This is a genomic window from Methylobacterium sp. E-041, from assembly GCF_022829665.1.
Taxonomy (GTDB): domain Bacteria; phylum Pseudomonadota; class Alphaproteobacteria; order Rhizobiales; family Beijerinckiaceae; genus Methylobacterium.
This window is the reverse complement of sequence record NZ_JAKSYQ010000257.1, coordinates 1-856: the sequence shown is the minus strand read 5'-3', so window position 1 is coordinate 856 and position 856 is coordinate 1. Positions and strand designations below refer to the sequence as shown.

The window sequence follows — 856 nt, the reverse complement described above, 5'->3', positions numbered from 1 at the left end:
AACGCCAGCTCAGCTCCGACACCAGCGTCGACGACCACGCAGCCGCCTTCAACGACGACGCCGCCCGCTTAGACGAAGACGCTACCAGCGACGGTGCAGAGTGACACTTTGGTGTTCAAGGTCTCTGGCGACAACTGGCAGGGTGATCCGCACTTCATCGTGACTGTCGACGGCAAGCAGCTCGGCGGCACGCTGACCATCTCTGCTCCCCATCCTTACGCTCAGATCTAGGACATCACCCTGACGGGCAACTTCGGCTCAGGCGCTCACGATGTCGCGGTGAAGTTCATCGACAACGCCGACAACGGCTGGGGCAACGATCGCAACCTCGACGTCCATCAGGTCACGCTCGACGGGCAAACCTATGCGGGTGATACGGCTGCCAACACGGGCGGATCCAACAGCCTCGGTGTTGCCAATCTCTACAGCAACGGTAGCGCTACCTTCCATACCGGCCAAAATGACACTTTGGTGTTCAAGGTCTCTGGCGACAACTGGCAGGGTGATGTCCTGGGTCTGACCAGCAGCATGCGAAGCAGAGGTGGTAAGCGTGCCGCCGACCTGCTTGCCGTCGACCGTCACGATGAGGTGCTGGTCACCCTGCCAGTTGTCGCCAGAGACCTTGAAAACCAAAGTGTCCACTCCTGTGCTCACAGGAGAAGCCGGGTTTGAAGCAGGAGCTGTAACAGGGACTGAGGGTATCTCAAGCGACGACTGGCAGGGTGACCCGCACTTCATCGTGACGGTCGACGGCAAGCAGGTCGGCGGCACGCTGACCACCTCTGCTTCGCATGCTGCTGGTCAGACCCAGGACATCACCCTGACGGGCAACTTCGGCTCAGGCGCTCACGATGTC

Annotated in this window: 2 protein-coding genes; both read left to right on the top strand. The window is 60.5% G+C overall.

The genetic code is table 11. The annotated features are described in order from the left end of the window. The first annotated feature begins 108 nt into the window (after positions 1-108). Positions 109-231, top strand: a complete 123-nt coding sequence (locus MKK70_RS30730) for a hypothetical protein (RefSeq protein WP_279603779.1) — start codon at positions 109-111, stop codon at positions 229-231. A gap of 48 nt (positions 232-279) precedes the next feature. Next, complete coding sequence (locus MKK70_RS23345) at positions 280-672, top strand: hypothetical protein (RefSeq protein WP_243950240.1); 393 nt, start codon at positions 280-282, stop codon at positions 670-672. Positions 673-856 lie beyond the last annotated feature (184 nt).